The organism is Pseudocitrobacter vendiensis, from assembly GCF_943590815.1.
In the GTDB taxonomy this organism is placed as follows: domain Bacteria; phylum Pseudomonadota; class Gammaproteobacteria; order Enterobacterales; family Enterobacteriaceae; genus Pseudocitrobacter; species Pseudocitrobacter vendiensis.
Genome location: NZ_CALSBS010000001.1, coordinates 16,464 through 40,879 on the forward strand (window position 1 = coordinate 16,464; position 24,416 = coordinate 40,879).

The 24,416-nt window shown below is 53.4% G+C and carries 18 protein-coding genes, 1 tRNA gene and 1 riboswitch; of the genes, 12 read left to right on the plus strand and 7 right to left on the minus strand.

Annotated elements, in window-relative coordinates; all coding sequences use genetic code 11:
* Positions 1 to 211 precede the first annotated feature (211 nt).
* Positions 212 to 288: transfer RNA gene (locus NMC31_RS00090), tRNA-Arg, on the plus strand.
* A 15-nt stretch (positions 289 to 303) separates the two neighbouring features.
* Here the strand turns inward: NMC31_RS00090 and NMC31_RS00095 are convergent.
* Positions 304 to 1,206 carry a DHHA2 domain-containing protein gene (locus tag NMC31_RS00095; protein ID WP_253896551.1) on the minus strand — a complete coding sequence of 301 codons (903 nt, stop codon included), beginning with the start codon at positions 1,204 to 1,206 and terminating at the stop codon, positions 304 to 306.
* Between the two features lie 75 nt (positions 1,207 to 1,281).
* A riboswitch (Fluoride riboswitch) is annotated at positions 1,282 to 1,351 on the minus strand.
* A 519-nt stretch (positions 1,352 to 1,870) separates the two neighbouring features.
* Between NMC31_RS00095 and NMC31_RS00100 the strand changes: the two genes are divergently transcribed.
* From NMC31_RS00100 to NMC31_RS00125, 6 genes are all read left to right on the plus strand, one after another.
* A complete protein-coding gene (locus tag NMC31_RS00100) occupies positions 1,871 to 2,497 on the plus strand; it encodes a helix-turn-helix transcriptional regulator (protein WP_253896552.1) in 627 nt (208 codons plus the stop codon).
* A gap of 211 nt (positions 2,498 to 2,708) precedes the next feature.
* On the plus strand, positions 2,709 to 7,409 hold the full coding sequence (locus tag NMC31_RS00105; RefSeq protein WP_253896553.1) for an autotransporter outer membrane beta-barrel domain-containing protein: 4,701 nt from the start codon (positions 2,709 to 2,711) through the stop codon (positions 7,407 to 7,409).
* A 265-nt stretch (positions 7,410 to 7,674) separates the two neighbouring features.
* Entirely contained in the window at positions 7,675 to 9,411 is a 1,737-nt protein-coding gene (locus NMC31_RS00110; protein ID WP_253896554.1) for an FAD-dependent oxidoreductase, read from the plus strand.
* 14 nt (positions 9,412 to 9,425) lie between these two features.
* Positions 9,426 to 10,541: an NADH:flavin oxidoreductase/NADH oxidase gene (locus NMC31_RS00115; protein ID WP_253896555.1), complete on the plus strand. Its 1,116-nt coding sequence runs from the start codon at positions 9,426 to 9,428 to the stop codon at positions 10,539 to 10,541.
* Positions 10,538 to 10,861 carry an NIPSNAP family protein gene (locus NMC31_RS00120; RefSeq protein ID WP_149464304.1) on the plus strand — a complete coding sequence of 108 codons (324 nt, stop codon included), beginning with the start codon at positions 10,538 to 10,540 and terminating at the stop codon, positions 10,859 to 10,861. Before NMC31_RS00115 ends, NMC31_RS00120 begins: the two co-directional genes overlap by 4 nt.
* Before the next feature lie 223 nt (positions 10,862 to 11,084).
* The gene (locus tag NMC31_RS00125; RefSeq protein WP_149464305.1) at positions 11,085 to 11,981 is read left to right on the plus strand and encodes a helix-turn-helix domain-containing protein; all 897 of its coding nucleotides are present in this window, start codon (positions 11,085 to 11,087) and stop codon (positions 11,979 to 11,981) included.
* A 20-nt stretch (positions 11,982 to 12,001) separates the two neighbouring features.
* On the opposite strand, the gene NMC31_RS00130 is transcribed toward NMC31_RS00125, so the two are convergent.
* Entirely contained in the window at positions 12,002 to 12,820 is an 819-nt protein-coding gene (locus NMC31_RS00130) for an SDR family NAD(P)-dependent oxidoreductase (RefSeq protein WP_253896556.1), read from the minus strand.
* Between the two features lie 222 nt (positions 12,821 to 13,042).
* On the opposite strand from NMC31_RS00130, the gene NMC31_RS00135 reads away from it, so the two are divergent.
* Genes NMC31_RS00135 through NMC31_RS00145 form a run of 3 tightly spaced genes read left to right on the plus strand, consistent with a single transcriptional unit; the run spans position 13,043 to position 15,323 of the window.
* The gene (locus NMC31_RS00135) at positions 13,043 to 13,810 is read left to right on the plus strand and encodes a basic amino acid ABC transporter substrate-binding protein (protein ID WP_253896557.1); all 768 of its coding nucleotides are present in this window, start codon (positions 13,043 to 13,045) and stop codon (positions 13,808 to 13,810) included.
* A 39-nt stretch (positions 13,811 to 13,849) separates the two neighbouring features.
* Complete coding sequence (locus NMC31_RS00140; protein ID WP_253896558.1) at positions 13,850 to 14,614, plus strand: amino acid ABC transporter permease; 765 nt, start codon at positions 13,850 to 13,852, stop codon at positions 14,612 to 14,614.
* Positions 14,601 to 15,323, plus strand: a complete 723-nt coding sequence (locus NMC31_RS00145; protein WP_149464309.1) for an amino acid ABC transporter ATP-binding protein — start codon at positions 14,601 to 14,603, stop codon at positions 15,321 to 15,323. The genes NMC31_RS00140 and NMC31_RS00145 overlap by 14 nt, the downstream gene beginning before the upstream one ends.
* A 29-nt stretch (positions 15,324 to 15,352) precedes the next feature.
* Here the strand turns inward: NMC31_RS00145 and NMC31_RS00150 are convergent, their stop codons facing one another.
* From NMC31_RS00150 to NMC31_RS00165, 4 genes are read right to left on the minus strand one after another with little or no spacing between them, the layout of a single operon-like run.
* Positions 15,353 to 16,126 carry an ABC transporter ATP-binding protein gene (locus tag NMC31_RS00150; RefSeq protein ID WP_253896559.1) on the minus strand — a complete coding sequence of 258 codons (774 nt, stop codon included), beginning with the start codon at positions 16,124 to 16,126 and terminating at the stop codon, positions 15,353 to 15,355.
* 10 nt (positions 16,127 to 16,136) lie between these two features.
* Positions 16,137 to 17,099 (minus strand): ABC transporter substrate-binding protein, encoded by a 963-nt coding sequence (locus tag NMC31_RS00155; protein WP_253896560.1) that lies wholly within the window; start codon positions 17,097 to 17,099, stop codon positions 16,137 to 16,139.
* A 52-nt stretch (positions 17,100 to 17,151) separates the two neighbouring features.
* Positions 17,152 to 17,991, minus strand: coding sequence for an ABC transporter permease (locus NMC31_RS00160; RefSeq protein ID WP_253896561.1), 840 nt, complete (start codon positions 17,989 to 17,991; stop codon positions 17,152 to 17,154).
* 7 nt (positions 17,992 to 17,998) lie between these two features.
* A complete protein-coding gene (locus NMC31_RS00165; protein WP_253896562.1) occupies positions 17,999 to 19,345 on the minus strand; it encodes an LLM class flavin-dependent oxidoreductase in 1,347 nt (448 codons plus the stop codon).
* Positions 19,346 to 19,874: 529 nt separating this feature from the next.
* Between NMC31_RS00165 and NMC31_RS00170 the strand changes: the two genes are divergently transcribed.
* Entirely contained in the window at positions 19,875 to 21,017 is a 1,143-nt protein-coding gene (locus tag NMC31_RS00170; RefSeq protein ID WP_253896563.1) for an HD domain-containing phosphohydrolase, read from the plus strand.
* Here NMC31_RS00170 and NMC31_RS00175 read toward each other — a convergent pair.
* A complete protein-coding gene (locus NMC31_RS00175) occupies positions 21,007 to 21,846 on the minus strand; it encodes a DMT family transporter (RefSeq protein ID WP_253896564.1) in 840 nt (279 codons plus the stop codon). The two genes, NMC31_RS00170 and NMC31_RS00175, sit on opposite strands and share 11 nt — an antisense overlap.
* 221 nt (positions 21,847 to 22,067) lie before the next feature.
* On the opposite strand from NMC31_RS00175, the gene NMC31_RS00180 reads away from it, so the two are divergent.
* A complete protein-coding gene (locus tag NMC31_RS00180; RefSeq protein WP_253896565.1) occupies positions 22,068 to 24,272 on the plus strand; it encodes a TonB-dependent receptor in 2,205 nt (734 codons plus the stop codon).
* Positions 24,273 to 24,416 lie beyond the last annotated feature (144 nt).

Here is a 24,416-nt window from a genome sequence, read left to right on the forward strand (position 1 = left end):
TTCTTCCCTAAGGCAATACTTAAAGTAAGGTAAGGGTTTTCGCAGTGCTCGGGCTGAAACAGGAAGGGTGGTTAAAAATAAGACAAGGGCTGCTCGCGTTATGTGCATCATCGCGAACAACCCTGATTTAACATTGAAATGGATTGACTCACCGCCCGGTGACCGTATAATTCCTCGCGTTTCACTCCCGTGAAGTCACAACTTCTTCAGTGCGCCCTTAGCTCAGTTGGATAGAGCAACGACCTTCTAAGTCGTGGGTCACAGGTTCGAATCCTGTAGGGCGTACCATTTCACTGCAAACCGTTATTTTCCCTTAGCAAGATAGTTCTCAAGCCACGGCAATAACTGTTTTTTACGGCTCAGCATCCCTTCTACAACACAGGGAGCGTCTGCTTGCTGGCCTTCCGGCGCGGCAAAGTAGAGAGTCGAATACCCAGCATTGATATCCGTCAGCATGACCACCACCCGTTGCGCGCCGGTTTCCTGGATATTCCGCGCCATCTCTTGTTGCAACTCATCCAGTACTGCATCCACCTGACTCAATGAAAACAGTTCGATCTGTGCGGCGTTAACCTTCACACCCTGAATCTGGAATGTTTTGATATCTTTATTCAGCAGCGCTTTCCCGCTTAGCCCCTCAATACTGGTTTTCGCGGTCAGTAGCCCGGCAATAAAGGCATCTTTCTCGATACCCGCGAGAGCCGACAGTTCTTCAACGGCAAGCGTGTCATCCGATGTCGTGGTGGGGGAGCGAAGCGCGACGGTGTCGCTTATCACGGCTCCCAGCATTAATAGCGCTTCGGCGGGCGTTATCATGCGGCGGATCTCTGGCGTCATCAATTGCCAGAGCAGCGTACTGCTGCTGCCTACCGGCTTCACCCACACTTCCGGCGGCAGGCGCGTGACCAGGCCACCAAGACGATGGTGATCGATGATACCGACAACATTACTTTCCGCTAAAGAGGCGGGGCCCTGAGTGGGCTCGGTAAAATCGACCAGCCAGACATCGCGATCGGCGAGAGAATCGGTGAGTAAGGCGGGAACTGGCAGTTTTGCCTGTTCAAAAATAAACTGCGTTTCGCGATTGATTTCCCCACAACGCCAGGCCTGTGCCTGAAGACCGCGCAGCGTAAGCCAGCGGCTTGTCATATACGCGGTGCAAATGGCGTCGCTATCCGGGTGAAGATGTCCAAGTACATTTATCATTGCATAAACCTTTTCAGGGAAGCATGCTGAGCCGGAAAAAAAAGACCAGCCTGACACGCCCCATCGTGAATGAGAGTCATATCAGGCGTCATTAGCCTACGAACGAGGCGGTTGGGGAAGGTGGAACGCCATCACCTTGAGGGGAGTTTGAACCAGGTGGTATCCGCTTTCAAGTTTCTTTCTCGTCAACCTCGCCAGTACTTAAAACCAGAAATTGTGATCGTATTGCAAAACTTATTTAAATGACAAGCGCTTAGGTGAAGAGAAGATGATTTAAGCCAACCTAATAAAATGAACCTCCATTTTAAAATTATGGATAGTAGGTCTAATAAAACTGCTCCCCTCTTAGCCAGTGCGGTAAAATGATTTCCCACTGAGATCGTTGACTATTGGTATTATCACCTTCTTAGAATAAAAAATTTTTTAGTGGCAAAATTCTTAATGCCGGTGTCATAACTCTTAGTTTAATTCGTCTAAAATCTGATGCTTGCTATTTTTTTTGAGTGTTTTGGGACTCTTGTTAAGAACATTTTTTTTGAGCTGCTAGGATTATTCTCGTATATCGAAATTTATTGGCGATTGGTATGATCATTCACCGAATCAATGGATGTTGACAAGGCTTTTTGTCAGTGAAATTATACAAAAACAAAGGGAAGGAGGGAGAATGCCGGATAGGTTTAATCTTCAAAAGATGAATTGTATTACGTGCCCTCTTAATTGTGAGATAAAACCCAAAACATCTTTGCGGGTGTCATTTTGTCAAAATTTCTGTTTTGGGACATGGCCAGAGGGAAGTGGTTATTTTTCAATAGGTATTGTAGAAGGAGTGCTGAAGCAAAGTCATAATTATTTTTACAATGGTTGTGTGTTTGTTGATTTTTCGATCAGTTTTCTCAGGTTGCTAATGGACAGGCAATGGATCGATTACCTTCTGGAAACTCGATTGAATATTATTGTCGTTTGCGATAAGCATTTGCAACCGTTAGCGAATTATTGGCTGAAAAACGAGTCGGGGATTTTTCTAATTATCTACCCCAACGACAGTATGCCTTATGTTACTGAAAAAATTAAAAATAAGTTTATCGGGCGAGGTGCCGTACCCGTAAAGGGAGAAACCCTGTCGAAACTAGAGCTAAACGTATTACGTGAATTAATGGCGGGCCGTGATTGTACTTCTGTTGCAGCACTTTTCAATATTGATATTAGAAGTGTGTATGCGGCAAAGCAGCGTGTAGAAAAGAAGATGGGAAATGATGTTAACGATCTCTTTCGCTTTTCTTTGGCAATTTGATTAATTTTCATGAAAAATCGCAAGAACTGCGGTTGATATAACAATTCGTTCTTTCAATTTTTGCATCTGGTTTGTCCGATAGATGCTCTGGTTGGCTATTGTCTCCTGTTAGCCGTATTCCTCGAATACGGCCATTGTTTATTATTTACATCAAAGAACATTGTTTATTTCTAATGCTTTTAACAATGAGGGGAAACCCAAGGAGCTCTCTATGATGTTGATACCTCTAAGGCCAAATAAGGTTGCGTTGTATATATCATTTGCTTTAATGACGTCCGGAGGCTATATCTCAGCCTCCAATGCGGCTGTACTGGATGCCACAAGCACACTCTATTACTATGGTTCGAATAATCCCAATGGCGCAGGACGCGATTACACAAATTATGATGAAGTTAACATCGTTACCGGAGTAACGGCAAAAACGAGTCCGCTACAAGGTTGGGCGATTTATTTAAACGATGGTTCAACGTACAAATTTAACGATCTCACTGTCAACACAACGGGCATGCTGTCAGACGGCATTCATACTAAAAATGGCGGCGGGCAGGTCGAAATTGAAAATTATAATGCCGTTACCAGCGGCTTCAGTTCCGATGGGATTAACCTTGGACGAGAACTTACTGCGAACTACGCCAAAGTCACTATAAATAATGAAACCAATATCAAAGCAACAGGAATGGGCGTTCGTGCCAATGCCTCAATAGGCAGCGCAAATGCGGTGGCAACGATCACGCTCAATGGTCAGTCTACTATAGAGACTACCTCATCAGGAGCGACCTGGTCGGGATATGCCGTGTATGCAGGGCAGGATACGGAAAATAGCACGACGCCATTAGGCAAAGCCGAAATATATATCAATGGCGACAGTAAGATAACTACCGTCGGCAATAATGCGCATGGGGTTTATGCCCGCGCAGCGGGGATGATCTCACTGGGTAATGTGAATATTTCAGCCACAGGGAAAACCGCAAACGGGATTTTTGCTTCCTCCACAATTGCAGATAAAACTGCTGCAATTTATCTTGCGAAAGATGCAAATATTAGCGTAGGGACGGGGTCTGCAATCTATGCCACCGGGAGTGAAGCGTTAATCAAATCTTGGGATGCGGCCTCTAATGCTGAGACATCGGGTGCCTACACTATCAATGGCAATATTCTCAGCGATAAAGGAGCCCTTGTGTCCCTCAATATGGCGCAAGGAAGTGCTTTTAAAGGGATAACAAACTCCTATTCCGATACGGCTGATGCAGGCACGCTGAATTTATCGATTAATGGCGATAATAGCGTCTGGACCATGACGGGTGACTCGGTATTGAATTCGCTCAACCTGGATAGCGGTGCAACGCTGCAATATGACACCGTCGCGAATATCAGCACCGATGAGTTTGTACTCAATGGCGGCGGTGGAGCAGTTGACACTAACGGTTATGACAACACTCTTGGTGAAGTGATTTCCGGTACGGGATCACTCAGCAAAACGGGTGAAGGCACGCTTCTGCTCACGGGAGTCAATACCTACACGGGTGGCACGAATGTAAAAGAGGGCACATTACAACTCGACCCGACAACGGCAACGTCACAGGTAAATCTTGGTAGCGGTGTAGCCAATATCGCACTCGACGCTACGCTCGCCACGCTTGCCGACGGCGCGTTTACCTTCAACAACGCGCTGACCGGCGATGGGTTGTTAGTTGCATCGAACAACGGCGAAGCCTTTAATTTCTCTTCAGCGGTCGGCACAGCGTTTACCGGTACGGCGGCACTGGCTAATAACTCATTTGCGCTTACAGGCGAGAATACCTCCGCCTTGAGCCAGGCCACGTTACGGCTTGATGCCGGCAACATCACCACGGTAGGCGATGGTTCATTAACCGATACGAATCAACAAATTGGTGGCCTGAGTTTTAACGGCGGGAAGGCGATATTCAATGCGAATGTCCCTGCCGATAAAAAAGCCGTCAGCACGATTACGGCGGGTGAACTTGATATCACCGGTACCGGCACTGTACAGGTCACCGTTCCGGCAGATTTCAACAACAGCCAACCCGTACCGGATACGTCTTTATCGCTGCTTGAGCAGGACGACCAGGGGGCGATGGTACAACTGGTCAGTGCCAGCAATGTCACGGGAACCGGCGGCGCTATCGATTTAGTCGATCAAAATGGTAACGCGATTTCCGATGCACGCACGCTGGGTATTACTCAGGATGGCGTCACTGTGGCGGAAGGCACCTATGATTTCGGTCTGACAGCGGGAACAGCATCTGACGGTTTGTATGTTAATTATGGACTTCAACAGGTGAACCTGCTCGGCACGGGTGAGCAGGCGTTAGTGTTGACGCCTGTTACCGGGGCGACGGGGGCGGCAACCGACCTGGGGGCAAAAGTAATTGGTACAGGCGACCTGGCCATTGTTGCAGGTACAGGCCAGCAGGTATCGCTCTCCAACGGAAGTAACAGCTACAGCGGCGTAACCGATGTGCGCTCAGGCACGCTGGTATTGGCCAACAATAACGTACTTGGTCAGACCTCGGCGCTGAATCTGGATGCGGGTACAACGGCAGACATGCAGGGTTACAATCAGGCTGTAGGTGCATTGAATACGGCACAAGGGAGCCAGATGACTCTCTCAGGGGCACTCACTATCACCGATAGCCAGCGTGCCGCAGGTGATCACCTCGGAGGCATGATTGAAGCGGGTACGTTGGCGGGTAACGGTTCTCTGAACATTGATCCGAGCGTCGTTCTGGTCAATGGAGCTCAGGATGATTTTACCGGACAGATTGCTCTCACTGGTGGTGCCGAACTCAAGCTGAACGCTGCCAGCGCCTTTAACAGTGCGCAGGGGATCACCCTTACAACGGATGCCGATAGGCTGACTTTTGGCAACCTGAGCAGTGACAATGCCGCATGGACATCGCTCCCGGTAGGTGTGGCAAGCGTAGCGATTGCCGGGCTGGGTAACGTTCAGGCTCAGCAAGGCACAGATATCACGCTTGCGGGGGACAACAGCCACTTTTCTGGCCATTTCCAGGTGGATGAGGGGGCAACACTGCAGGTTTCTGAAGCGAAAAACCTGGGGAGCGCAGATGTCGCAACGGAAGGGACCCTGGTCGTTAACAACGCAACTGACTGGATGTTGGCGAATAACGTCACCGGTAGCGGCCTGACGCTGAAAAACGGCAGCGGTACATTAAGTGTAGGCTCTTCGATGTCAGGCTTCAGCGGCACCACTGAAGTGGCATCCGGCACGTTGGTAGTGGGAGAAATGGATACGGCGTCCTCAGCACTAGGCGGTGATGTCACGGTAGGGACTGGCGGTATTCTGTCAGGAACCGGCAACGTTGTGGGTCATGTGGATAATGCCGGCGTGATCGCCGCGTATAACGCTCTGGCGGCGATCTCTGGCTACGGTGACGCAAACCGTGCGACCAACCTGAATCTCGGTTCGTTAAATAATACCGGCACAGTTCAACTGGCGGGTTCCAGCGTTGGAAATACGCTCACCATCAACGGTGACTACGTCGGCGATAACGGTACGCTGGTGATGAATACCGTATTGGGTAGTGATAACTCATTAACGGATAAGTTGATTGTTGAGGGTGATACTTCCGGCACGACCAACGTGGTTATTAATAATGCGGGCGGTAGCGGAGCAAAAACCATTAACGGTATTGAAGTCGTTAATGTTGGGGGAAGCTCCGACGGTGAGTTTGTTCAGTCCGGGCGTATTGTGGCGGGAAGTTACGAATACTTTCTGGGGCGTGGGGAAGGCAGCAACACCGGAAACTGGTATCTGACCAACACAGTGCAACCGACTGATCCAACCGACCCGACGGACCCTACAGACCCAGTCGATCCAACAGACCCGGTTGATCCAACGGACCCGGTTGATCCAACAGAACCAACCGACCCGACCGATCCGGTGCACCCTGGCCCATCAACCCATCGTCCTGAAAGCGGCTCTTATCTCGCTAACCTGGCGGCGGCTAACACGATGTTTAACACCCGGTTGCACGATCGCGTGGGCGACACACAGTATACCGATCTGTTAACAGGCGAAGAGAAGGTGACCAGCCTGTGGCTGCGTCAGGTCGGTGGGCACAACCGCTTTGATACGGCGAAGGGACAGTTGAAAACGCAAAGTAACCGCTATGTCGTGCAGTTAGGCGGCGATCTCGCTGCGTGGAGCACCAACGGCCAGGACCGCTGGCACCTTGGCGCGATGGCGGGTTACGGTAATAGCAAAAGTAATACGCAATCGAATGTCACAGGCTACCGTTCTCGTGGACAGGTAACGGGATACAGCGTGGGGCTTTACGGCACCTGGTATGCCAATGAAGCTGATAAAACCGGTACATATCTTGATAGCTGGATCCTCTATAACTGGTTCGATAACACAGTTTCAGGTCAGGGGCTTGCCAGTGAGAAGTATGATTCTGACGGTATCACCGCATCGGTGGAAGGTGGTTACAGCTTCCTGACCGGCAGCAGTGAACGTTCAACATACTGGGTACAGCCGAAAGTCCAGGTAACCTGGATGGATGTGCAGGCAGACAACCATACAGAAGCCAATGGCACACGCGTTAAGGATAAAAGTGACGGTAACCTGCAAACGCGTCTGGGCGTAAGGGCATTCATCAAAGGACATAACGCGATTGATGATGCAAAAGACCGTGATTTCCAGCCGTTTGTTGAAGCTAACTGGATTTACAACACTAAAACCTATGGCGTCACCATGAACAACGTCTCCAGCTACCAGGAAGGCACGCGTAATATTGGTGAAGTGAAAGTCGGTGTTGAAGGCCAGCTTAATAAAAACCTGCATATCTGGGGCAACGTTGCTCAGCAATTGGGTGATAAAGGCTACAGCGATACGCAAGGTATGTTAGGCATTAAATACGCATTCTGATGTTCCCCTTCAGGTAGTGGCATCATCGCCACTACCGGTTTTTTCTTTCCTGCCAAAAACGTTGATTCACTCCACACTTCTGCGTCATTGTCGAAAAGTGCAAGTTTTGCTTAGAAACTGGCCTTCTTTTTCTCTTTCAGCCTGTCAAAAATGCAGATGAAACAAAATTAAAACATAAATTAAACAAATTAAAACATTCATCTGCGAGGTATCCTATGAACAATCCTGGCAAGCATCTCCTTTTGTGGGATAAGGGGAGAGGCTTATGGCGATGAAGCAACCGGCACGCGAGTGTGACGTTCTGGTGGTCGGTAGCGGGGTAGGCGGGCTTTCGGCGGCTGTGACGGCTGGCCTGAATGGGCTGGATGTACAGGTCATTGAGAAAGAAGCCGTTTTCGGCGGCACCACGGCGTTTTCCGGGGGCGTGCTGTGGATACCAGACAATCATCTGGCGCAGCAACAGGGCATTGAGGACTCTCCCGATGCGGCGCGTACCTATTTGCGTAGTGAAGCGGGCGAGAGCTATCGCCCGGAGCTGGTGGAGGCTTTTCTGCAACAGGCCCCGCAGATGCTGCGTGTTTTTGAAGAGAAAACCCATTTTCGCTGCAACCTCTATCAATACCCCGATTACCATCCGGATGCGCCGGGGGGCGTGATGCGTGGGCGCTCGGTAGTGCCGGAAGCGTTCGATATCCGTCAGTTGGGCGATGACATGAAACGTCTGCGTAAACCGTTACGCACCATCACCTTTATGGGAATGATGTTCAGCTCGTCAAACAACGATCTCAAACACTTCTTCAATGCCACCCGTTCGCTCACATCTTTCGTCTATGTGCTGAAACGGCTGAGTCGCCATCTGCTGGAAATTGCTCGCTATGGTCGCGGCATTACCGCTAACGGGGGTAATGCGGTGGTGGCTCGGCTGGCCTGCTCGGCGCGTGACCTGGGCGTGCCGATTCATACCGGGATGGCTGTTAAAGAACTGATTGTGGAAAACGGCGTGGTACGCGGCGTGGTGGCTGAGCGCGACGGCGAGCGAGTGTCTCTGTATGCGAAGCGCGGGGTGGTGCTGGCTTCCGGTGGTTTTGCCCGCGATGATGAACGGCTGAAGAAGTTGTATCCGCACGTTAAACGTGGCGGCATTCAGCTTTCACCGACACCGCCGGGCGCGGACACCGGCGATGGTATTGCAATGGCCGAACGCATTGGCGCGCGTTTTGATAACAGCTATCCGAACGGTGCGGCATGGATCCCGGCATCGAAAGTACAGATTGGCCGCCAGCAATTTGTCTTCCCGCATCTGGTCGATCGCTACAAACCGGGTTTTATCATGGTCAATCGCCACGGTGTGCGTTTTTGCAATGAAGCGGACTCCTATCATGACGTCGGCATCGCCATGATTGAAACCTGCCGCGACGATAATGAAACCTTTGCGTGGCAAATCTGCGACCACAAAGCCTTGCGTAAATATGGCATGGGATTCGCCAAGCCTGCGCCATTGCCCGTTTCGCTCTATACCCGCAACGGTTATCTGCTGAAGGGCAAAACGCTGACGGAACTGGCAGAGAAGATGGGGGTCCCCGTTGCCGCGTTAAATCATACGGTTACCGCCTTTAATGCTGATGCGCGGTGTGGGAAAGATACCCAGTTTGGCCGTGGAGGGTCGGCGTATAACCGCTATCTCGGCGATGCCAATCATCAGCCTAATCCCTGCGTTGCGCCCATTGAACAAGGGCCGTTTTATGCCGTGAAGCTGTTCATGGGCGACCTGGGCACGTTCCATGGTCTGAAAACCGATGGTGAAGCGCGCGTGCTCGACTTACAGGGCCTGCCCATTCCCGGCCTGTACGCCGCCGGGAATGAGATGGCAAGCATCATGGGCGGCAGTTATCCGGGCGCGGGTATCACCCTCGGCCCTGCCGCTACCTTCGGGTATATCGCCGCCAACTCCCTTGCCGCACGCGGTGAAACCACAGCGCTGCCTCAGCGTGAAGCATCCTGAATTCGGAGATAATTATGTCTACACTCTTTACGCCCCTTACCGTAGGGCCGTTAACGCTGACCAACCGTATTGTCGTCCCGCCGATGTCGCAATATTCCGCCGCCAGCGATGGCATTGCTACGCCCTGGCACGTCCAGCATATCGGTGGCCTGGCGATTTCCGGCGCGGGGCTGGTGATTTGTGAAGCAAACGGCGTCACGCCGGATGGACGTATTACGCCGCACTGCCTCGGCTTGTGGAATGACGAACAGGCGCAGGCATTGAAAAAGCTGCTGGACGATATTCGCACCTACAGCGCCACGCCAATCGGTGTGCAGCTTAACCATGCGGGGCGTAAGGCGGGCACCAATCCGCCGTGGCGCAATCAGGGCGCCTCTCTGTCTGACGAAGAGGGCGGCTGGCCGACGGTCGCGCCCTCCGCCATTCCTTACAAACCCGGCTGGCGGGTGCCGGAAGAACTCGACGAAGCGGGCATGACGCGCATTATTGACGGCTTTGTCGCAGCGGCTTTGCGTGCGCGGGAAGCGGGCGTCGATTTCGTTGAGTTGCACGCCGCCAACGGTTATTTACTGAATCAGTTCCTGTCGCCGCTCAGCAACCAGCGCCAGGATGCTTACGGCGGCAGCCCGGAAAACCGAATGCGTTTCCCGCTGCGGGTGGCAAAAGCGCTGCGCGACGTGTGGCCGAAAACGCAACTGCTGGGGGTGCGTTTCAACGGCGGTGAATTCGCAGAAGGCGGGTTAGGGCTGGAAGAGGTGGTGCAGTTTGCCCGCGAACTTCATGCGCTGGGCTATGATTATCTTCATGTTTCTGGCGGCTACAATATCTACAACCAAACCCCGCCGGCGGATAAACCTGGTTATATGGTGCCGTTTGCGGCAGCGGTAAAAGAGGCATTGCCGGAGGCGGTAGTGATAACCGTAGGGCTGATTTATGAAGCGCAGCAGGCGGAAGAGATCCTGCAAGAGGGAAGGGCCGATCTGGTTGCGATAGGGCGCGGGATGCTCGACGACCCGAACTGGCCGATTCATGCCGCGATTGCCCTCGGCGAAACGCCGCCGTGGCCGAAACCGTATGACCGCTTCGGGCCGCTTGGTTGGCCGACGCATCAGACCCAGGAGGCCAAATGAATACAATGCCGATTGTCGATCACCGCATTTACACCATTCGCCTGCGTAAGATGAACGAGTTCATCGAGGTTTTTGATTCGCTGGCGATGCCGATTTTGCTGGAAACGCTGGGGCATCCGCTGGGGTTCTACACGAGTTTTGTGGGGCCACAGAACCAGTTCGTTCACCTGTGGGGGTACGAAAGCCTGGCGGAGTATGAACGCCGTAGCCGGCTGCGCGACTCGCATCCTGGATTCGCCGCCTATTTAAAAGCGTCGGAACCGTTTATTGTGGCGCAGGAGACGCGGTTAATTCGGGCAACGATGGAATGTGCGCGCTGATGCCCTCACCCCGGCCCTCTCCCACCGGGAGAGGGAGAAAACCGGCGCAGGGACGAGCAACTGAGCACCATCAGTCCCCTCTCCCTTGAGGGAGAGGGAGAAAACCGGCACAGGACGAGCAACTGAGCACCATCAGTCCCCTCGCCCCTTCGGGGAGAGGGTTAGGGTGAGGGGAAAATGCGCACGCCGATGTTCCCCATGATTTCTATCCAATGGAGGCACCATGAACCTGAGCAACAGCATTCCGGTCTTTAAGCTCTACGGTGAAAGCCTGCACTGGCCGACGCCGGATTTGCTGCATTGTGAATCCATTCACAGCCGTAGCAGCCTCTATGACTGGTGTATCCGCGTGCATCAGCATACGGATCTCATCCAGCTTCTCTACGTCCACAAAGGGCAGGGCGAAATTGAAATCGAAGGCGTGACGCACACCTTCAAAGACGCCTGCATCCAGATAATCCCCGCGCTTTGCGTGCACGGTTTTCGTTTTTCACCCGGAACGGAAGGTTTTTCCCTCTCGCTCGCCGCACCGCTGGTGGCGCAGTTCGAGCAGCAGTTTGGCCGCCCGCTCCAGGTGTTAAATCAGGCCACCTGTGTCCCGGTCGGTAATTCGCGAGAGAAAATTCAGTCACTCTTCGAGACGCTCCAGCAGGAATACCAGGCCGATAACGATGCGCGCGATATGATGATCCACTCCCTGCTCAGCGCCCTGATGGTATGGCTGAACCGCCAGGCCGCACCGCAGCCGAGCGCCAGCGACAAAGTCGAGCGCAAGCGCGCCGCCATTCGTCGCTTCAATCAACTGGTGGAAAATCATTATCGCGAGCACTTTCCGGTGGCGCATTACGCCAGTGAAATTGGCATGTCCGGCGTTCATCTCAACACATTGTGCCGGGAGTTTCACGGCTGTAGCGCCCTGAGCGTAGTGCATCAGCGCCTGCTGCTGGAGGCCAAACGTAGCCTGCTGTACACCAGCATGACGGTGAGTCAAATTTCAGATTATCTTGGCTTCAGCGATGCGACCTATTTTTCACGCTTTTTCCGCCGCGCAACAGGCGCCTCCCCACGAGGATTTCGTGACAAACCAACCGCAGCCTGCGAGACGCCTGCCCACGCCTAGTCGCGGGCAGGCGTTTGTTTTTATTTTCCGGTAAACCCGGGTCGCGGCAGTTTCCCCATCAGCATGGTGGGCAGGCCGCCATCGACGCCCAGTTCCGCGCCATTGATATACCCTGATTTGTCGCTCAGCAGGAAAAGTACCGCATTAGCGATATCTTCCGGCTTGCCAATTCGCTGGCTGGCGGTAAAGGCTTCGCGGCTCTCGCGTACGCCTGGCTGCGCATAATAGTCTGCGGTCAATGCCGTTTCGATCATCCCAGGTGCTACCACATTGCTGCGTATTCCATCAGTCCCCCATTCCACGGCAATCTGTTGCGATAACAAACCAACCGCCGCTTTGCCCGGGCTGTACGCGCCGCTCCACGGCTGCGGAATGCGCCCTGAGATGGAGCCAATATGCACAATACTGCCGCTACCCGCCTTGCGCATATCATGGGCAAACTCGCGCGCGCACAGCAAATATCCGGTCAGGTTGACCGCCAGTTGAGCCTGCCATTGCTCAACGCTAATGTCCGCAAGCCCAGCCGGGCGCAAAATTCCGGCGGCGTTCACCAGCCCGCGGCACGGCCCCAGTTTTTCTCGTACGCTCAACGCCGCCTCTTTGATTTGCGCTTCGCTGCTTACATCGCAGGCCACCACTAAACGTCGCCCTGGATATGCCGACAGTCGTTGTTTTACCCCTTCGCAGCCTTCGGGGTTTCGGTCGAGCAAAGCGACATCCGCGCCTTGATGCGCCAGCGCCGTGGCGATGGCTTCACCAATTCCACTTGCTGCGCCGCTAACCGCGAAGACGCGCCCGGCAAGCCCTAACCAGTCGTGAGTTTGATGTGATTCGCTCATTGGGTTACTCCCTTGTTATGTGATGAATGCAGGTGTCGAAGTCAGTTAATTGTTTGATGCGCACGGAAAAAAGGGAATGGACGAAAAGAAAGCGGACTGACACTTTTCGATGCGAAAAGTCTTTTTGCGAACCCGCGCATGGTTGAGTTCATAAAACTGTTAGTGTATTTTTATTCATTAAAATCGCATAATTAACAAAATTGATTATTTAGGGGATGAATCATGTTGAAGAAAATAGCACTGGCGGGATGTGTTCTGGCGGCGCTGGCAGCGCAAACTGTCGCGGCGGCGCAAACCTATGTAGTGGGCTCTGGTGGAACCTATCGTCCGTTTGAATTCGAAAACAGCCAAAAACAGCTGGAAGGCTTTGATATCGATATCATCAAAGCGATCGCTAAAGCGGAAGGTTTTGACATCAAGCTGGTGAATACGCCATGGGAAGGGATTTTCGCCACCCTGAACTCCGGCGACCGTGACATCATTATTTCCGGCATTACCATCACCGACAAACGTCAGCAAATGGTGGACTTCTCTGCGCCTTATTTCCCGGCCGATCAGTCCATTGTGGTGGCAAAAGACTCTGCGGTGAATTCACTCGCCACGCTGAAAGGCCAGAAAGTCGGCGTGGTGAACTCCAGCACCGGCGATATCGTGGTTTCGGATGTGTTGGGAAAAAACAGCACCGATATCAAACGTTTTGATAATACCCCGCTGATGTTGCAGGAGCTGTATGAAGACGGCCTTGGCGCGGCGGTAGGCGATGTCGGCGTGGTGAAGTACTACATCAAAAATCACCCGGAAAAAGCCTTTAAACTGGTGCAGGATGCCAAATTCCAGCGTCAATATTTTGGTATCGCGGTCGCCAAAGGGAACGATGAACTGCTGGGCAAAATCAACGCTGGCCTGAAGAAAATCGTTGCCGACGGCACTTATGCCAAAATTTACACCCAGTGGTTTGATGCGGATGTGCCTGTCTTACCTGCGCAATAACAACGCGGATACTTATTTTAAAAACGGACAGGATGTGTCATGACCGGATTTCGTTGGGAAATCATCCAGGAGTATGCGCCGCTCTTTGTTGATGGCGCGTGGATGACCATTAAATGCACCATTATCTGTGTGATTTTGGGCACTTTGTGGGGGTTATTACTTGGCCTCGGGCGGATGGCAAAAGCCGAGCATGGCCCGTGGCGCTTTATTTTGCGCTACTTTGTGCAACTGCCAGTGCGTATTTACGTCAGCGCATTTCGCGGCACGCCGCTTTTTGTGCAGATTATGGTTGTGCATTTCGCGCTGGTGCCATTGCTGATAAACCCGCGCGATGGCGTGCTGGTGACGAGCGGCATCATGTCGGTCGATTTCGCCCGTATGCTGCGCTCGGACTACGGTGCGTTTCTTTCGTGCATTGTGGCGATTACCCTCAATGCCGGGGCGTATGTTTCTGAAATCTTCCGCGCCGGCATTCAGTCTATCGACCGCGGGCAGATGGAAGCTTCACGCGCGCTGGGTATGACGTGGGGCAAAACTATGCGCAAGGTCATCCTGCCGCAGGCGTTTAAACGTATTCTGCCGCCGCTCGGCAATAATGCGATTGCCATCGTGAAGGATTCTTCGCTGGCCTCGGCGATTGGCCTGGCCGATCTCGCCTACGCCGCGCGGACGGTTTCTGGCGCGTATGCCACCTATTGGGAACCGTATCTGGCTATCTCGATTATCTACTGGGTCCTGACGTTTATCTTGTCGCTGCTGGTCCAGCATATGGAAAAGAGGTTGAGCAAAAGTGATTCACATTGAAAATCTGCAAAAACGTTTTGGTGCGACTCACGTGCTGCGCGGGATCTCCTGCGAGATTAAGCCTCAGGAAGTGGTGTGCGTTATCGGCCCATCCGGCTCCGGGAAAAGTACTTTTCTGCGCTGTTTGAATGCGCTGGAAACGCCTGATGACGGTAAAGTATCGGTGAATGGGTTTGACATTCATGAGCCGAAAACCAATCTCAATAAGATGCGTGAAAGCGTCGGCATGGTGTTTCAGCGTTTTAATCTTTTCCCGCATATGACGGTGCTGGAAAATCTGATTATGGCGCCCATGTCGGTGAAAGGGCTGTCGCGTTCCGAGGCGATAAGTCGTGCGGAAGTGCTGCTGCGCAAAGTTGGGTTGCTCGACAAAATCGATGCCTGGCCGTCCAGCCTGTCCGGCGGTCAGCAGCAGCGCGTAGCAATAGCCCGCTCGATGGCGATGGACCCCTCCATTATTCTGTTCGATGAACCAACCTCCGCGCTGGACCCTGAGCTGGTGGGCGAAGTGCTGGAAGTGATGAAAAATCTCGCTCAGGAAGGGATGACGATGGTGATCGTCACCCATGAAATGGGCTTTGCGCGAGAAGTGGCTGACCGCGTGCTGTTTATCGATCAGGGCATTATTCAGGAAGAGGGAACGCCGGAGCAGATCTTTACCGCGCCGCAAAACCCGCGCACGGCAGCATTTCTGAGTAAAGTGTTGTGAGATTCGCCCGGCCTTTGCCGGGCGTTATTTCAGTGCAGGCCAAACTCCGCCATCAACTGTTGGCGCAGTTCCACAAATGCGCCGTCGCTGCGTTCGCGCGGGCGGGGTAGATTCACATCGATAATTCTGATGGGGTTGCCTTTCACTTTCGGCAAAATCAACACCCGATCAGCCAGATAAATCGCCTCTTCCAGGTCGTGCGTCACCAGTATCATGGTGATATTTTCCGTGGCGCGAATGCGTTCCAGCTCTTCCTGCATGGTGATTTTGGTCATCGCGTCCAGCGCGCCGAGCGGTTCATCCAGCAGCAGAATTTCCGGGTCGATTGCCAGCGCGCGGGCGATACCCACGCGCTGGGCCATGCCGCCGGAAAGCTGGCCGGGCAGGGCATTTTCATACTGACTCAAGCCGACCAGTTCAATGGATTGCTGTGCACGAAGGCGCGCCTGTGCTTTTGACTTGCCCTGTACGTCCAGGCTGAAGCTGACGTTATCCAGCACCGACAGCCAGGGCAGCAGGCGTGGCTCCTGGAAAATCACCGCGCGTTCGCGGCTCATTCCCTGTACTGCGCGCCCGTCGATGACCACCTCTCCGGCATCGGGCTGCTCGAGCCCGGCAAGGATACGCAGCAAGGTGGTTTTACCGCAGCCGCTGGGCCCGACGATGGCGATGCTTTGCCCGCTTTCAATATGCAGATTCAAATCGCGAAATACATCAAACGGCTGGCCGTCGAGAGAAAACGCTTTATGGAGACGGCGAATGGCGATATCGCCGCGCGGTAAATTCGTGTGTGGGATCGTCATGGCGGTCTCCTCAGACTTTTAACAGAATATCGCTGGTTTTCAGCTGATCTTTTTGCAGCACACCGCCGCGTTGCAGAACATCCAGCCAGAACTGTACATCGTGATCTTCCGCCAGCCCGCCTTTACGCACGCCGTAGCCGGTGAAATATTTCGCCAGTTCCGGGTTTTCGCCGCGTTCTTTCAGCTTCTGTGCCAGAATTTCGCGCGTTTTTTCCGGGTTCTCACGGGCGAAATCGAGTGCACGCGCCGATTGCAGCACAAAGTCACGCGCCGCCTGTGGGTGTGCTTTGACGAAATCCGCACGCAAAACGGTAAATCCACCGGCGATAGGGCCAAGCACTTCTGTGTCATTAAGAATCGGGCGCAGGCCACCGTGGCTGCGGGCGACACCTTCAAAGGTGGTTTGCCAGTAGCCAAACGCGGCGACATCCACCTGGCCGGAGCGCAAAGTTTGTTCAAGCTGCGGGCCCGGTACAGCCACCAGGCGCGCGGCTTTTTCCGGTAGCCCGGCTTTATGCAGCGCTTCCCGGACGGTGTAATCGAGGTGCGCGCCTAACGTATTGATAGCAATGCTTTTCCCCGCCAAATCTTTCACTGATTTAATCGGGCTATCTTCCCGAACGTAGAAAATCGATTTGGTGGTGGCATCGATGCCGTTGGTCGGATAAGCGGCAACAAACTGATTGCCTCCGGCGATGGAGTTGATCACCGCAGGTGTGGCTGCAGAGCCGATATCGATGCTGCCAGACGCCAGCGCGAACAGCGATTCTGGCCCGCCACTGGCGTAACCGGCACTTTTAAAGGTAATGCCTGTGCCCTTGAAATACCCTAAGGCATCCGCCAGTTCATGGGCCGAAATGCCGCCGTGGCTGGTCATATAGCGCATCGTTACGGCATCCTGCGCCTGTGCTGTGGAGGAGGCGCCAAAGAGCATCAGCGTGGTCGCCCAAAAAAGCGGAAGAATTTTTTTCATGATCTGTTCCTGTCTGCGATGAGTGTTTTCTTATAGTGGGTGGTGCAAAACATTACTGGTCACGCGGATTCCAGCGACACAGGCGGCGCTGCAGGAACACCAGAATGGTATTGGCGAGCAGCCCGGCCAGCGCCAGCAGGAAGATGGCGGCAAACATCAGCGGGATCTGGAAATTGTACTGGGCGTTCATCACCTGGAAGCCAATTCCGCGATTTGCGCCAATCATCTCGGCGGCAATCAGCAGCAGCAGGGCGGTGGTGGCGGAGAGACGCAGGCCGACGAAAATGCCCGGAATTGAGGCCGGAACGATCACCCGGCGGAACAGCGTCAGTTCGCCTGCGCCGAACGTTCGCGCCATTTCCAGCAGCTTGCCATCGACCTGCTTCACACCGCTAATGGTTGATAACAGAACCGGGAAGAGCGCGGCCCAGAAGATGACGAACACTTTTGACGTTTCGCCAAGGCCGAAGAGCAGAATAAAGACCGGATAGAGTGCCAGCGCGGAGGTCTGACGGAACAGTTGCAGAATCGGATCCAGCGCGCGTTCAATCGGGCGGATTTGCCCCATAAACAGGCCCAGCGGAATACCGATAATCACCGCCGAGAAAAACGCCAGCCCGGCGCGTTGCAGGCTGATGGAGATATCGCCCAATAATGCGCCGGAATGAACGCCGTTCCATAATGCCAGCACCACTTTATCGAGCGGTGGGATCACCGCCGGGTTCAGCCAACCGACGCTGCTGGCGACCTGCCAGCCCGCGAAGAAAAGCATCAGCAACCCGTAACGAGCGAAAAAGTTCAGGCTGCGCGTGGACCAACGCGCCGCGGTTTTTGCCGCCGCACGCGGGCGGGAAAGAGGGGCGCCAGTGGAGGGATATAACATGCTCATCATTCACTCCTCAGGCGACTTTGGCGCGGTGCAAGGGGGAGTGCCGATTCTCGGCAAACGGCAGCCCGAGGTTTTCGCGCAGTGTCGTGCCTTCGTACGCGGTGCGGAACAGCCCGCGCTGTTGCAGGATGGGCAGCACCAGTTCAATAAAGTCATCCAGCCCGCCCGGCAGCCACGGTGGCAGAATGTTAAACCCATCGGCGGCTTCGTTCTCGAACCACTGCTGGAGCGTATCGGCCACCTGTTCGGCATTGCCGACGATGGTAAAGTGACCACGGGCGGTGGCGACCCACTGATAGAGCTCGCGAAGGGTGAAGTTGTTTTCATCGGCGATCTGGCGGATCAGCTCCGGGCGCGATTTCATCCCTTCCGTCACCGGCAGAGGCGGCAGCGGCCCATCGAGATCGTAGTCCGCCAGATTGATCGCTCCTCCGACCAGACCATTGAGCAATGCAATACCGTCAGACTCGACAATCAGCGAGGTAATTTTGCGGTACTTTTTCTGCGCTTCTTCTTCCGTGCGGCCAACAAACGGCGCGACGCCCGGCATGATCAACACGTGCTCCGGGTCACGGCCTGCTGCTCTGGCGCGCGTTTTGATATCGCGGTAGAACGCCTGTGCGGTGTGCAGATGCTGATGGGAAGTAAATATCACCTCGGCGGTGGCGGCGGCCAGCGCGCGTCCGCTCTCGGATTGGCCGGCCTGGACAATCACGGGTTGCCCCTGCGGCGAGCGTGGCACGTTCAGTGGGCCCTTCACCTTGAAGAATTTTCCCCGGTGATGTGTGGCGTGCACCTTCTGCGCATCAAAGAAAACGCCGGAGGCTTTATCGCGGATGAATGCGTCGTCTTCAAAGCTGTCCCACAGCTTTTTCACTACATCAACATGCTCGGCCGCACGCTGGTAGCGATATTCATGAGGATGTTGCGTATCGAGATTAAAGTTGTGCGCGGCGGCGTCGGTCGCGGTCGTCACCACGTTCCAGCCTGCACGACCGCCGGAAATGAGATCCAGCGAGGCGAATTTGCGTGCCAGGTTGTAGGGCTCTTCATAAGTGGTGGAGGCGGTGGCGATAAAGCCGATATTTTTGGTTAACGGGGCGAGGGCGCTGAATAAGGTGACGGGTTCAAAACCGGCCACTTTGGCGCTGCCGCCTTCGGTTCCTCCGGCTGCGGGGACCGCCAGACCGTCCGCCAGAAAATAGGCGTCAAACAAGCCGCGTTCGGCCGTTTGCGCGAGCTGTTTATGAAACTCGAAACTGGTTGCGCCATCTGCTGGCTGGTCCGGATGACGCCATGCCGCGATGTGTTGACCACCGCCGGGCAGAAAAGCGCCGAGCTTTATCTGTTTAGTCATGTGCCTTACCTCCTGATGGAATGCGGGATGTTCCGCCTGAAGGCCAGAATAGCGAGGGTCTTTCGCCAATTTGAAATAACAAATGTTGAATAGATTATCTGTTTTTTTGTTATAGCCTCGCGAGACCAGGTAATGCGTTATCTTTTGAACTAATGTTGTATTAATTGTTACGCTAACTTAACGACAACTTTACCTGTAATCGAAAGTACGACTAAGTGGGTAGGTTATTATTTAGTTTTACCAATAGTTTTCCCGCTTTTAATTTGCAATAACGTATAATGAAAAATGCATTGCTGAGTAAAATAACAATAAAAAAGATCGTGTATGGGTTATACTGAATAGACACGATAACTAAAGTGATCGTATTATTTATTAATTGCAGGGTCTTCAATCTGCCACGGGAAGGCGACGGTTTATCATAGGTTAAAAGAGAGAAAAATAGAATCGTATCATGTATATATCCCTGCAATTATCAATCAAGTTTATTAACGAAGTTATAAAAATCGTCTCTCCGGAGTTAGTGAAACACATGGAACGGACGACCATTGTCGCGATGGAGCTTTGCGAGTATTTGGGGCTGAGTAAAGAGCAGCAGAAAAATCTCTATATTGCTGCGTTACTCCATGATATCGGGGAGCTTATCGATATACGTACTCGTGAGTGTGGCGATTTTCATTCTAATAACGAATTGCACCAACGTTATACTTATAACATGCTGAATGGTCTGGATATTTTTGAACAGACTAAAGCGATTGTTTACACCCGTCGTGCTGGGGCTGAAGACAACTATCGGCTGGAAAAATCCATCCTCTCTTTCTGCGATCGGTTTGAGTACGATTTACGTCTCTATCCGGAAAACCTGGCTTCCTGTAGCGAGGATATCTGCAACGGATTTGCTCAGCGTTACAGTGATTTTCCTGCTGAGTTCTACGATTTTCTCAATGCCGTCAGCCAGAGAGAATATTTCTGGTTCCGTTTGCAAACCGATAATATTCCTCGGGTTGTTAATGTTATCTCGCCGATAAGAGTCATTCATCTGGATATCGATGACTTCCAGCAAATTTGTACGCTGATTGCCCGTATTGTCGATACCCATAGCGGATTTACAGCGGCCCACAGCATGACCGTAGGGCTTGTGGCGAGAGAGCTGGCATATTACAGCGGAATGACCAGCTACGATCAGCAGCGAATTGAAATTGCCGGTTATCTTCATGATATCGGCAAGCTGTATGTTCCTATTAGCTTGCTTGAGAAAAAAAGCGCGCTCTCGCGCAAAGAGTACAGCATGCTGAAAGAGCACAGTTATAAAACCGCAGAAATTCTCAGCGTTGTGACGGAATTAGGCGAGATTGCAGCCTGGGCAGCGAACCATCATGAACGGCTTGATGGTTCAGGATATCCTTACCATCTGAACCGTATTTATCTCGATATCCCCAGTCGTATTGTGGCGGTGGCAGACTTCTTTACCGCATTGACAGAAGTCCGTCCGTATCGTGGTCCTCTGAGTATTCAGGATGCGCTGGACATCATGGATAAAGCTGTAGAGGACGGTTCGATTGACGGTGAAATCGTCGCGTTGCTGTATCAGCATAAAGAGGCTTTTTACAGTATTGTTAACCAGGCTCGCGAAGGGGGTAGGGCGCTGGTGCGGGATGTGGCGTCTATTCCTTAATAGTTGGGCTGCGATCGGCATAGATAACCAGCCCAATCCCTGACAATGTCACCACGATCGACATCAGCATTCGTACTGTTAATGCCTCACCCAGAAACACCATTCCACCCAACGCCGCCAGACAAGGCACGCTAAGTTGTAGGGTACTTGCCGTGGCCGGGCTGAGCATCGGTAGCAGGGAATACCACAGTAAATAGGCGGCGCCTGACGCCAGCGCGCCCGAGATGACCGCCAGTATAAATCCGCTCGCATCTATATGGCTTTGCATTCCGCTTAGCAGAAAAACGAGCAGCGCAATCGGCACTGCCAGAATAAAATTCCCGGCGGTGGCAGCGGCGGCATTTTGTACTCGTTTCCCGGTAATGCAGTACGCGCCCCAGGCGGCGCCGGATGCGATCATCATTAACGCCGCGCTGAGCGGCGGATGCGCAGCACCTGGCAGCAACAGTAGCACCAGCCCTGCCATGGCGGCGATGATACCGACAGTTTTCAGTAGTGTCAGGCGCTCGCCGCCCAGAAATCCCCACCCGGTCATGACCAGCTGTACTGTGCCAAATAACAGCAATGCGCCCATTGCCGCGCCCATCGAGACATAAGCAAGAGAAAACGCGAAAACGTAGAGTGCGAGCAGGCAAGCGTTCAGCCAGTTAAATTCTGGTTTCTGCTTAAGGGCGGGTAGCTGGAGCAAAAGAAAAAGCGCAATTGCGCCGCTGAGCAGGCGCACGCTGCTGAAAGAGACCGCATCCATATGCAGACCCTTTAATGCCAGACGACAGAGCAGGGAATTTGCCGCGAACGCGACCATCGCCAGAATAATTTTCAACAGCACCGATATTCCCCCTCTGTATAAGCGCTCCATTCTACAGGCTCTGCTTCGTGCGTCATCCCTTTCATTACCCGGCTAATTATGCTTGATTGCTAAAATTTAATGAGTATAGTTCTCGTTCTCTTTATCGTTTGCGGCGAGTTCTGACGCTGTTCATCGGGCGTACAGGCAAATAAATAAGCATCGCCGCAAACGTCATCTTCAGCGTCTTTCACGAGCGAATTATGCACAACACAAAGGGTTTCACTTCTCCATTACGCAAAACGCTGCTGGCGTTAGCGATAGGCAGCATCGCACACTCCGCCAGCGCGGCAACCACCAGCGATACTCCGGCTAAAAAGGCCCAGGAAGAGACGATGGTGGTTCAGGCCGTTGAGGGCAGCGATTTTAAGCCGGGCGGCGACCAGCCGGTTCCGGCCTATCTTGATGGACAAATCGCCCACGGCGGGCGTCTGGGCATGCTGGGTGAGCAGAAAGCGATGGATGTGCCCTTTAACGTCATTGGCTACACCTCAAAACTGATGGCCGATCAACAGGCAAAAACCATCGCCGATGTGGTCAGCAATGATGCGGGCGTGCAGACGGTGCAGGGCTACGGTAACTTTGCAGAAACCTATCGTATTCGCGGCTTTAAGCTTGATGGCGATGACATGACCATGGGCGGCCTGGCCGGCGTGGTGCCACGTCAGGTAATGGATACCCAGATGCTGGAGCGCGTGGAAGTCTTCAAAGGCGCGAACGCCTTGCTGAATGGCGCGGCGAGCAGCGGCGTGGGTGGGATGATCAACCTTGAGCCAAAACGGGCTGAAGATACGCCAATCACCCGCGTGGGTGTGGACTACACCTCTGACTCTCAGGTGGGGGGTTCGCTGGATCTGGGGCGTCGCTTTGGTGATAACAACCAGTTCGGCGCGCGCGTGAACGTGCTGCACCGCGAAGGAGAGGGGGCGGTCGATAACGACAAACGCCGCACGACGCTGGCGTCGGTGGGGCTGGACTATCGCGGCGAGCGATTCCGTTCATCCCTTGATTTTGGCTACCAGAAGAAAACCTTCCACGGTGGCACGATGGGCGTCAACATCAGCGGCGTCGATTTCGTTCCTTCCGTTCCGGATACCACTAAAAACTACAGCCAGAAATGGGGCTACAGCGATATCGAAAATGAATTCGGTATGGCGAAAGCTGAATATGATCTGACCGATAACTGGACGACCTACGCGGCCTGGGGCATGCAGCATGGTCATGAGCAGGGAACCTACAGCGCGCCGAAGCTGATTAATGCCAATGGTGATGCGACGGTTGGTCGTCTGGATACCAATCGTCTGATCGATTCTTACAGCGGAATGGGCGGCGTGCGCGGTAACTTCGATACCGGGCCGGTCAGTCATCAGGTGAATATCGGTTATGCCGCACAGGTACGCAAAGATGCGACGGCATGGCGCATGTCCTCCAATAACCCGACCACGAACATCTATGATAATCATGATGTTGCGATGCCAGATAACGCGTGGTTTGGCGGTAATTATACCGACCCGCTGACCACCTCGCGCAGCCGCGTTCAGGGCTGGCTGTTCAGCGATACGCTGGGCTTCTTTGACGACAGCGTGCTGCTGACGGCGGCAACGCGCTACCAGAAAGTGGTGGTACGTAACTACAGCAACGCCACGGGCAATGAAGACCTCTCTGGCCGCTACACGGAAAGCCGCTGGACGCCAACCGTGGGCCTGGTCTACAAACCGTGGGAAGAGGTCTCGTTCTACGCCAACCATACCGAAGCACTGCAACCGGGCTCTAACGCACCGAGCACCGCCGCCAATGCCGGGCAAAGCACCGGTATCGCACATTCCAAACAGAATGAGCTGGGCGTGAAGGTGGATTACGGCAACGTCGGCGGTTCGCTGGCGCTGTTTGAAATCAAAAAACCAAATGCCATTTCCGATGCGCAGAATTATTACAAAATGGACGGCGAACAGCGCAACCGTGGCGTTGAGTTAAACGTCTTTGGTGAACCGATGCTGGGCCTGCGCCTGAACGGCAGCACCCAGTGGTTGAACGCGGAACAGCGTAAAACGGCTAATGGCGCAACCGACGGCAAAGATGCCGTGGGCGTGGCAAACTTCTACATGGTGCTGGGCGCTGAGTACGATATCAAACCGGTGGAGGGCTTAACCGCCACCGCACGCGTGAATCATACAGGCTCTCAATATGCCGATGCGGCAAACACCAAGAAACTGGATAGCTATACCACCCTCGATCTCGGTATGCGCTACCGCATGCGTCTGAACGCGGATCAAAACGAAATGGTCTGGCGCGTCGGTGTGAACAACGTGACCAACGAGAAGTACTGGTCTGGCGTGGATGATACCGGCGTTTATCTGTTCCAGGGTGAACCAAGAACGCTGAAAGTCTCAATGACGTACGACTTCTAATCGCGCTATTTTGTGGTCTCGCGCCCCGGTAAGCCTGGCTTATCGGGGCGTTTCATTAATCACCACTCTGAATGTATTGCCTTGCGACAACGGCATCGAAGTGTTAAAAGATGCGCCTTCATAAAAAAGCTACAGGGGTTTGAC

Excerpts from the sequence above, each read along its gene's own strand:
- NMC31_RS00095 (WP_253896551.1), bottom strand. The coding sequence starts at position 1,206 with ATGATAAATGTACTTGGACATCTTCACCCGGATAGCGACGCCATTTGC.
- NMC31_RS00100 (WP_253896552.1), top strand. The coding sequence starts at position 1,871 with ATGCCGGATAGGTTTAATCTTCAAAAGATGAATTGTATTACGTGCCCT.
- NMC31_RS00105 (WP_253896553.1), top strand. The coding sequence starts at position 2,709 with ATGATGTTGATACCTCTAAGGCCAAATAAGGTTGCGTTGTATATATCA.
- NMC31_RS00110 (WP_253896554.1), top strand. The coding sequence starts at position 7,675 with ATGGCGATGAAGCAACCGGCACGCGAGTGTGACGTTCTGGTGGTCGGT.
- NMC31_RS00115 (WP_253896555.1), top strand. The coding sequence starts at position 9,426 with ATGTCTACACTCTTTACGCCCCTTACCGTAGGGCCGTTAACGCTGACC.
- NMC31_RS00120 (WP_149464304.1), top strand. The coding sequence starts at position 10,538 with ATGAATACAATGCCGATTGTCGATCACCGCATTTACACCATTCGCCTG.
- NMC31_RS00125 (WP_149464305.1), top strand. The coding sequence starts at position 11,085 with ATGAACCTGAGCAACAGCATTCCGGTCTTTAAGCTCTACGGTGAAAGC.
- NMC31_RS00130 (WP_253896556.1), bottom strand. The coding sequence starts at position 12,820 with ATGAGCGAATCACATCAAACTCACGACTGGTTAGGGCTTGCCGGGCGC.
- NMC31_RS00135 (WP_253896557.1), top strand. The coding sequence starts at position 13,043 with ATGTTGAAGAAAATAGCACTGGCGGGATGTGTTCTGGCGGCGCTGGCA.
- NMC31_RS00140 (WP_253896558.1), top strand. The coding sequence starts at position 13,850 with ATGACCGGATTTCGTTGGGAAATCATCCAGGAGTATGCGCCGCTCTTT.
- NMC31_RS00150 (WP_253896559.1), bottom strand. The coding sequence starts at position 16,126 with ATGACGATCCCACACACGAATTTACCGCGCGGCGATATCGCCATTCGC.
- NMC31_RS00155 (WP_253896560.1), bottom strand. The coding sequence starts at position 17,099 with ATGAAAAAAATTCTTCCGCTTTTTTGGGCGACCACGCTGATGCTCTTT.
- NMC31_RS00160 (WP_253896561.1), bottom strand. The coding sequence starts at position 17,991 with ATGATGAGCATGTTATATCCCTCCACTGGCGCCCCTCTTTCCCGCCCG.
- NMC31_RS00165 (WP_253896562.1), bottom strand. The coding sequence starts at position 19,345 with ATGACTAAACAGATAAAGCTCGGCGCTTTTCTGCCCGGCGGTGGTCAA.
- NMC31_RS00170 (WP_253896563.1), top strand. The coding sequence starts at position 19,875 with ATGGAACGGACGACCATTGTCGCGATGGAGCTTTGCGAGTATTTGGGG.
- NMC31_RS00180 (WP_253896565.1), top strand. The coding sequence starts at position 22,068 with ATGCACAACACAAAGGGTTTCACTTCTCCATTACGCAAAACGCTGCTG.